Here is a 7795-nt window from a genome sequence, read left to right as displayed (position 1 = left end):
ATCTTTTCCTCCGTTTACGTTTGGAAACAGGTCATTGATTTTGTCATCCCCGGATTTTGGTGATGAGCCATAAATTGTAAGCAGTTTAAATAAAAGCTCCTTTATTTAAAATTAAGATGGGTAGCTTTTCCTGTTTCAAAAGCGGCTTTTTGTTCCAATTCCCTTTATAAATTAATACTTCGACAGTAGCATTGTGTATGACATGTTTGAAGTTTGGACCTATTAATGAAGCATGTTAAAATAATATGAAATAAAGAATTATGACCGAATTTTTAACTTCTTTCAGCGGGTGTCCAAACATCCGCTGAAATGGAGGAACTCAGTCTAAGAACGGCAAGTCCTGTGGCAAAGACTGAGTGACCAACATCATGTTGTTGCTGTCGCTTCGCTTTCGCACAAAAAACATCTGTTGCTGTCGCTTCGCTTTCGCGCAAAAAACATTTGCAGGCCTAGGCACAAAGTCGATTCCGGACGCAGTTATGCCGAGGCATAATTGAATGAATAAAAGGAGGTGATAGTTGTGAGTGAAAAGGAATTACGGAGGATTTCGCTAACTAAATTGATGGATTTGAAAGTAGACTATGCATTTAAGCAAATGTTTGGTAGTGAAAAAAATAAACATATAACCATTGTTTTTCTTAATGCGATTTTAAATCGAACTGGTCGAGATACCATCCAAGAAGTGGCTTTTATGAAACAAGAAGTTGGTGGCGAATACAAGGATGATAAGCAGTCAAGATTAGATATTGTTGTGAAAACGCAGGATCAGCAAATGATTAATATTGAAATTCAATTGTCTAATCAGCACGATATGTTTAAGCGTACATTATTTTACTGGGCTCAACTGTATACATCACAATTGCAAAAGGGTATGGGTTATCATAAATTGCTACCGACGATTACCATTAATATATGTAATTTCACGGTATTTCCTCAAAGTGCATATTATCACAGTACCTTCCATTTACATGAGGATAAAACATTAAAGCGATTAGTTATACAGGAGGATGCTTTGGAAGTGCACTTTATTGAAATGAATAAATTCCTTGAACAATGGCATAGGGGAGTTCTTAAGCCACTGGATGATATTTTAGCACGCTGGTTATTGTTACTAGGAATGGTCGATGCACGAAAGAAAAAAGTCTATGAAAAAATTTATCGTGAAATGGAGGAACTAGCGATGAAGGACGAACATTTATTAAAGGCATTTAATGTATGGGAAGATCTAAGTTTATCACAGGAAGATGTTATTGCCTATCAGTCTCGCTTAAAATATATCCTTGATGAAGAGGCAAAGTTAGAGGACGTAAAGCATATGGCAGAGCAAAAAGGAATAGAAAAAGGAATAGAAAAAGGAATAGAAAAAGGAATAGAAAAAGGTGTAGAAAAAGAAAAAGAAGAAACTGCTAACAAACTTTTAGCGAATGGTATGGATATTGATTTTATTCGTAAAATAACAGGCTTATCTACGGAGCGTATTGAAGAAATCAAAGAAAGGCTAAATCAAAGTCATGAAGATAAATAACGAAAAAGTTGAAAAGGCTATCGCTACTTGGGAAGAGCTAAGCTTATCGCAGGAAGAAGTAATTGCCTATCTATCACGCTTAAAGTATATCCTCGATGAAGCTGCCAAGCTAGAGGATGTGAAGTATATGGTAGAGCAAAAAGGGGTAGAAAAAGGAAGAGAAATAGTGAAGGAAGATGTTGCTAACAAACTTTTAGCGAATGGTATGGATATTGATTTTATTCGTAAAATAACAGGCTTATCTACGGAGCGTATTGAAGAAATCAAAGAAAAGCTAAATCAAAGTCATGAAGATAAATAACGAAAAAGTTGAAAAGGCTATCGCTACTTGGGAAGAGCTAAGCTTATCGTAGGAAGAAGTAATTGCCTATCTATCACGCTTAAAGTATATCCTTGATGAAGCTGCCAAGTTAGAGGATGTAAAGCATATGGCAGAGCAACTGGGAATAGAAATAGGAAGGGAAAAAGTGAAAAGGGAAGGCAAAATAGAAGTAAAAGAAGAAACTGCTAACAAACTTTTAGCGAATGGTATGGATATTGATTTTATTTGTAAAATAACAGACTTATCTGTTGAGCGTATTGAAGAAATCAAAGAAAGGCTAATTCAAAATCATGATGATAAATTACGATAAGGTTAACAAGGCTTGTCTTGTCTCTAAAATCTCCCGTGTTCAGAATAATTTTTTTCCTTAGGTATGTCTTAGAAGGCATATGGAGAATAGCAAGAAGCAGGAAAAAGGGAGATAGGAAATATATGTCTTTAAAATGGAAATTGAAGAATCAATAAAAGCTGCCATCATCTACAATAAATAAGATGGGCAGCTTTTACTTTTTCTTCAGCGGGTTGGTATTACATAACATAACTATCGTTCCTACTTCCTTCATAACTTAATACTTCATTTACGGCTTAAATAAAATTCGGAAAAAATGTTGCCTAAAAAAGAATTCTCTAGTTTTGTTTGCACGACGCTGATGATTCAGCTTTTCGCATATGTTGGCAGGAAATGGTGTACTATTTGCCACTAATGGGAGGAGTTACGTTCACACATATTCAAGATAATGAATAGAAGAAGGTAACATCAATTAATGATAAAAATATCACACGTTTGCGACATTTGATCAAAGCCTTCTTGGTCGTGAAAACAGGCTAAATGTTTGTTCACTTATTTCGTCATGTACATTCACTATGCGGGTTAAAACAAAGAATTTCTAAGGGAAAGTGTTCACTTTTATTTGTTTTTTTAGATGATTACTTTACTCTATAAGCACGTCATCTTTCAACACAATATTCAATTGTAATCCCGCTGAAGTTGTTAAATTTGTCAAAACATAGTTCTTGTACACCACTGAAATAGTGAGCTTACAGAACAAAGCTAGTTGTTCTGTATATTCATCATACAATATTCAGAAAAATTAGTCAATTAAAAACAACTTTCCTTGTTGAGTCAAGAGGTTACAAAATTATTAACTAATCGAAGTAATGCAGTATAATAAATATGAAGGGACTGAACAAAGTATATGAACAATTTAATGGACGAAGTACGAGAAATTTATGAACAATTTGATGCTAGTCATGATTTTCAACATATTGAACGTGTTTATCAAAATGCGTTAGCGATATTACAAACAGAGTCGGAAGCTGATGCAGAAGTCGTGAAAATTGCTGTGCTATTGCATGATGTGAGTGATAAAAAGTATACCGATAGCAAGGAGCAAGAAAATAAGTTAATTGCCAAGCTATCTTTAAGCGAGGAGAAAAAGCAACATATTCGAGATTGCATCGCACAAGTATCGTTTAATGGTGGTAATGAGCTAGAAGCAACTTCTCTCGAGGCAAAAATAGTGCGAGATGCAGATCGCTTAGATGCGATAGGGGCAATCGGTATTGCCCGCACATTTGCTTATGGTGGGGCTAAGGGTCGAAAGCTTTACGATAAGGAAGAGAATGCACGTACGGATATGACAGAGGAGGAGTATCGTCGTAAAAATACATCCTCAGTTACCCATTTTTATGAGAAATTATTATTGCTGAAGGAATTAATGATTACAGACAAGGGCAAGCAAATGGCTGAAGAACGTCATCAATTTATGGTACAGTTTTTAGAGCAATTACAAAATGAAATAGGTAAGTAATTACGCGCCACACGTTACTAAAAAATAATCTGTTGTCTATTTCAAAAGACAACGGATTATTTTTTTAGATTCATTTACTTCGGAAGGAGAGTGAATAAAAAATCATGTAAGTTTTTTTACTTTAATTTTTTGGCTACCGCGCGAGCACGATTTTAGACTGGAATTGTACCATCACCGTGAAACCATACCTCTACTTTATTACCGGGTGATTTCACTTTTTATTGTCTGAAATGCGGGGATTGATTCTCACATTGAAGTTAAAGCCTCCGAACGCAATTATACCGAGGCATAATTGATACAAAATGGGTATCTTTTCAGTGGATCTGGCACATGCTAGCTTCAATGAATTTGATATTGTCAAAATTTTTTAACAAGAAATTTAATATAAAATGGCGATATTTCTAATTTTTATTCGATTTTTTTAAAAAAAATGAGCCAAAACTCTTTTCATCCATTACATGAAGCATATATAATTACTTATGTTTTTTCGACAATGGGGATCTTGAATTAGGTCTATATTTCACTCAAATATTAGATTGTGGGAGAAATATCCTTTTAAAATACATTGGGGTAACCATCAAAGGAGTTTTAACATCATGAAAGAAGAAACAAAAAGCACAGTCAAGTGGATTCCTTTCTTCATTACCCTTGCTGTTGGCGTAGCTATCTGGTTTTGTCCAGTGCCTTCAGGAGTAGATGAAAAAGCATGGCATCTGTTCGCTATTTTTGTTGCGACAATTATAGGGTTTATATCGAAACCGTTGCCAATGGGAGCTATATCCTTTATTGCTATGGCTATGATTGCCATAACGAATACATTAACTATTGAAGAAACATTAAGTGGTTTTGGCAATTCAACGATTTGGCTAATTGTTATTGCCTTCTTTATTTCTCGTGGATTTATTAAAACGGGACTAGGGGAACGAATTGCCTATGTATTTGTTCGTCTTTTTGGGAAAAAAACGTTGAGTCTGTCTTACTCTTTATTAGCGAGTGACCTAATATTAGCGCCAGCTATTCCTAGTAATACAGCTCGTGCGGGTGGTGTTATATTCCCAATCATCCAGTCATTATCTCATACTTTCGGATCTAAACCAGAAGATGGGACAGAGCGTAAGATGGGTGCCTTTCTTTTAAAGGTAGGCTTTCAAGGGAATTTAATAACGTCTGCTATGTTTATGACAGCCATGGCAGCGAATCCTTTAATTGTTAAGCTAGCAAGTGATTCAGCTGGAGTAACTATTACTTGGTTTGGTTGGGCAGTAGCCATGATTGTCCCTGGGTTAACAGCTTTAATCGTTGTTCCTTATGTTATTTATAAAATTTATCCACCTCAAATTAAGGAAACACCAGAGGCAGCAGCTATCGCTAAACAGAAGCTGGAGGAATTTGGTCCTCTGAAAAGTTCTGAAAAACGAATGATTGTAGTATTTGTAGCTGTGTTGTCGTTATGGATTGGCGGAGACTACTTAGGCATTAGTGCTACTACAGCAGCTCTTATAGGTCTTTCATTGCTGTTATTGTTAGATGTATTAACGTGGGCAGATATCAAAAAGGAAGAAGGAGCATGGGATACACTAATCTGGTTTGCAACGCTATTTATGATGGCATCTTTTATGAACAAACTAGGGTTGATTCCGTGGTTTAGTAATGAAGTTGGTGGACTTGTATCTGGGTATAGCTGGATATGGGCTGTATTAATCTTAGCATTAGTCTATTTCTATTCTCATTATTTCTTTGCGAGTTCCACTGCTCATATTAGTGCGATGTATGCAGCATTTTTATCTGTTATGTTGCAGGCAGGAGCACCTGCCATGTTGGCAGCAATATTATTAGCGGCATTTAGTAATTTATTTGGCGCCACTACTCATTATGGTTCTGGTCCAGCACCAGTCTTCTTTGGTGCAGGTTATATTGATCAAAAAAAATGGTGGACAGTTGGGTTTGTCGTTTCCATTGTTACCATCCTGATTTTTGTTGTAGTAGGAGGACTATGGTGGAAGCTTCTTGGTTATTGGTGAAATAAATAACTTCTGTATCCGGATAGAAATTTTTTCTATCTGGATATTTTTTTTGAGATTTTTAACTCTTCTTCATTTTGCAGTTAATGGAGGAAAGCCAAGCTGAGTTTGTTGTCCTTTGTTTACCTGTCATTTGGTGTTATGATAAAAATGGATATCAATAATAAACTACATATTAAAAGTAGTAGGACACAAAACAACACCTAATGAAAGAGATGGACAAGTGTAATGAGTCATTTAATAGTACAAAATTTAACGAAAACAGTGGGCGATAAAACGCTCTTTCAAAATATTGAATTTACGATTTATGAAGGGGAGCGAGCTGGACTAATTGGTATTAATGGTACTGGTAAATCCACATTGCTTTCTATTTTAGCTGGTGAAATCGAAGCGGATGCAATAAATGTAGACCGTCCAAATAAATATCGTGTTGCTTATTTACCACAGGAGCCAACTTTTAAAAGTGGTGAAACGGTGTTACAGGCAGTGTTTGCAGGGGATTCACCTATTTTAAAACTTAATCGTGAATATGAGGAAACGGTTGCTGCACTTGCATTAAATCCGACTTCAGAAAGTTTACAAAAAACGTTATTTAGCTTGCAACATCGTATGGATGAGGAGCAGGCATGGGATGTCAATGCACTCGCTAAGACAGCACTTACGAAGTTTGGCATTGAAATGTTTGATAAAGAAGTATTAACACTGTCAGGTGGTCAGCAAAAGCGCGTTGCTTTAGCTAAAGTATTAATTGAGCCGGCAGATCTTTATTTATTGGACGAGCCTACCAACCATTTAGATGTGCAGTCAACGGAGTGGCTGCAGGAAATGGTGTTGCGATTAAAGGGAGCAGTAATATTTATTACCCATGATCGTTATTTCTTAGATGAGCTGTCTACTCATATTTACGAGCTAGCTGATCAAACATTATACCGACATACTGGGAATTATGGGGATTATTTAGAAGCACGTGCTATTCGTGAGGAAATGAAAGCAGCCTCTGCACAAAAAGACCGTAACCGCTATCGCTCAGAATTGAAATGGATTCGTCGTGGAGCGAAAGCGCGTTCTACGAAGCAAAAGGCACGTATTCAGCGCTTCGAGCAGTTAGAAGATAACTTGGAGCGTAAATCTGAGGATGTTTCTCTTGAAATTGGCCTAGCAACAACTCGTCTTGGTCGGAAGGTTTTAGAGGCTGAAAATATTTCAAAGGCTTTTGGCCATCAAAAAATCCTTGAAAACTTTTCATTTTTACTACAGCAGGGCGATCGTATCGGTATTATCGGAGCTAATGGTGTAGGAAAATCAACATTATTGAACATGCTAGCAGGAGAACTGACACCTGATGCTGGTGAAATTCTTGTTGGTTCGACAGTGAAGTTAGCGCATTTCAAACAAACTTTACCAAAAATGAATGAAAATGAGCGTATGGTTGAGTATATCCGCGAAGCTTCAAATGATATTACAGATGCAGAGGGTGTACGTTATTCTGCTGCTCAAATGCTGGAGCGTTTCTTATTCCCACTTCATGCACACGGTACACCTATCGGTAAATTATCGGGTGGTGAGCGTAAACGTCTGCATTTATTACGATTATTAATGGAGCAACCAAACGTACTGTTACTAGATGAGCCTACAAATGATTTGGATATTGAAACATTAGGTGTGCTTGAGGATTTCATTGAGCATTTCCCTGGAGTCGTTATAACGATATCCCATGATCGCTTTTTCTTAGATCGAATTGCGAAAAAGTTGTGGATATTAGATGGTCTTGGGCATGTTGATGAGACGCTTGATATTTACAGTGAATATTTACAAAAGCGTGAACAGGAAGCCGCTGTAAAGGTAGAGGCGCCAAAAGTCGAAAAAACTAAGACCGAAAAGCCTAAATCGGACAAGAAAAAATTATCCTTTAAAGAGCAGAAAGAATGGGAAACGATCGCTGATGACATAGAAAAGACGGAAACAGCGATTATGGAGACAGAAGAAGGTATTGCCAACGCTGGTGCTGATTTTACAAAGCTACAAGATTTAACGGCGAAGCTAGATGAGCTAAATGCACAATATGAACACCTTATTGAAAGATGGTCATATTTAGATGAAATCGTAAATGGATAAG

At 36.6% G+C, this 7795-nt stretch carries 6 protein-coding genes; all 6 read left to right on the top strand.

What is annotated here, in order from left to right:
• The first annotated feature begins 520 nt into the window (after window positions 1-520).
• The 6 genes from AMS59_RS03505 (at window position 521) to AMS59_RS03480 (ending at window position 7794) form a co-directional block, all read left to right on the top strand.
• Window positions 521-1525, top strand: coding sequence for an Rpn family recombination-promoting nuclease/putative transposase (locus AMS59_RS03505; protein WP_053482371.1), 1005 nt, complete (start codon window positions 521-523; stop codon window positions 1523-1525).
• Complete coding sequence (locus AMS59_RS03500) at window positions 1512-1826, top strand: hypothetical protein (RefSeq protein ID WP_053482370.1); 315 nt, start codon at window positions 1512-1514, stop codon at window positions 1824-1826. Before AMS59_RS03505 ends, AMS59_RS03500 begins: the two co-directional genes overlap by 14 nt.
• Window positions 1827-1953: 127 nt before the next feature.
• On the top strand, window positions 1954-2157 hold the full coding sequence (locus AMS59_RS03495; RefSeq protein ID WP_053482369.1) for a hypothetical protein: 204 nt from the start codon (window positions 1954-1956) through the stop codon (window positions 2155-2157).
• An 886-nt stretch (window positions 2158-3043) separates the two neighbouring features.
• On the top strand, window positions 3044-3658 hold the full coding sequence (locus AMS59_RS03490; protein WP_053482368.1) for an HD domain-containing protein: 615 nt from the start codon (window positions 3044-3046) through the stop codon (window positions 3656-3658).
• Window positions 3659-4254: 596 nt separating this feature from the next.
• The gene (locus AMS59_RS03485; RefSeq protein WP_053482367.1) at window positions 4255-5679 is read left to right on the top strand and encodes an anion permease; all 1425 of its coding nucleotides are present in this window, start codon (window positions 4255-4257) and stop codon (window positions 5677-5679) included.
• A gap of 228 nt (window positions 5680-5907) precedes the next feature.
• Window positions 5908-7794: an ABC-F family ATP-binding cassette domain-containing protein gene (locus AMS59_RS03480; protein ID WP_053482366.1), complete on the top strand. Its 1887-nt coding sequence runs from the start codon at window positions 5908-5910 to the stop codon at window positions 7792-7794.
• Window position 7795: the final 1 nt, after the last annotated feature.

The sequence above is a fragment of the Lysinibacillus sp. FJAT-14745 genome, from assembly GCF_001275675.1.
Lineage (GTDB): Bacteria > Bacillota > Bacilli > Bacillales_A > Planococcaceae > Lysinibacillus.
Note: the sequence above shows the minus strand (reverse complement) of the source record. Positions and strands in the feature narration are given on the sequence as shown.

Coding starts and splice junctions, on each gene's coding strand:
- AMS59_RS03495 (WP_053482369.1), top strand. CDS start 1,954: ATGGCAGAGCAACTGGGAATAGAAATAGGAAGGGAAAAAGTGAAAAGG.
- AMS59_RS03485 (WP_053482367.1), top strand. CDS start 4,255: ATGAAAGAAGAAACAAAAAGCACAGTCAAGTGGATTCCTTTCTTCATT.
- AMS59_RS03500 (WP_053482370.1), top strand. CDS start 1,512: ATGAAGATAAATAACGAAAAAGTTGAAAAGGCTATCGCTACTTGGGAA.
- AMS59_RS03480 (WP_053482366.1), top strand. CDS start 5,908: ATGAGTCATTTAATAGTACAAAATTTAACGAAAACAGTGGGCGATAAA.
- AMS59_RS03490 (WP_053482368.1), top strand. CDS start 3,044: ATGAACAATTTAATGGACGAAGTACGAGAAATTTATGAACAATTTGAT.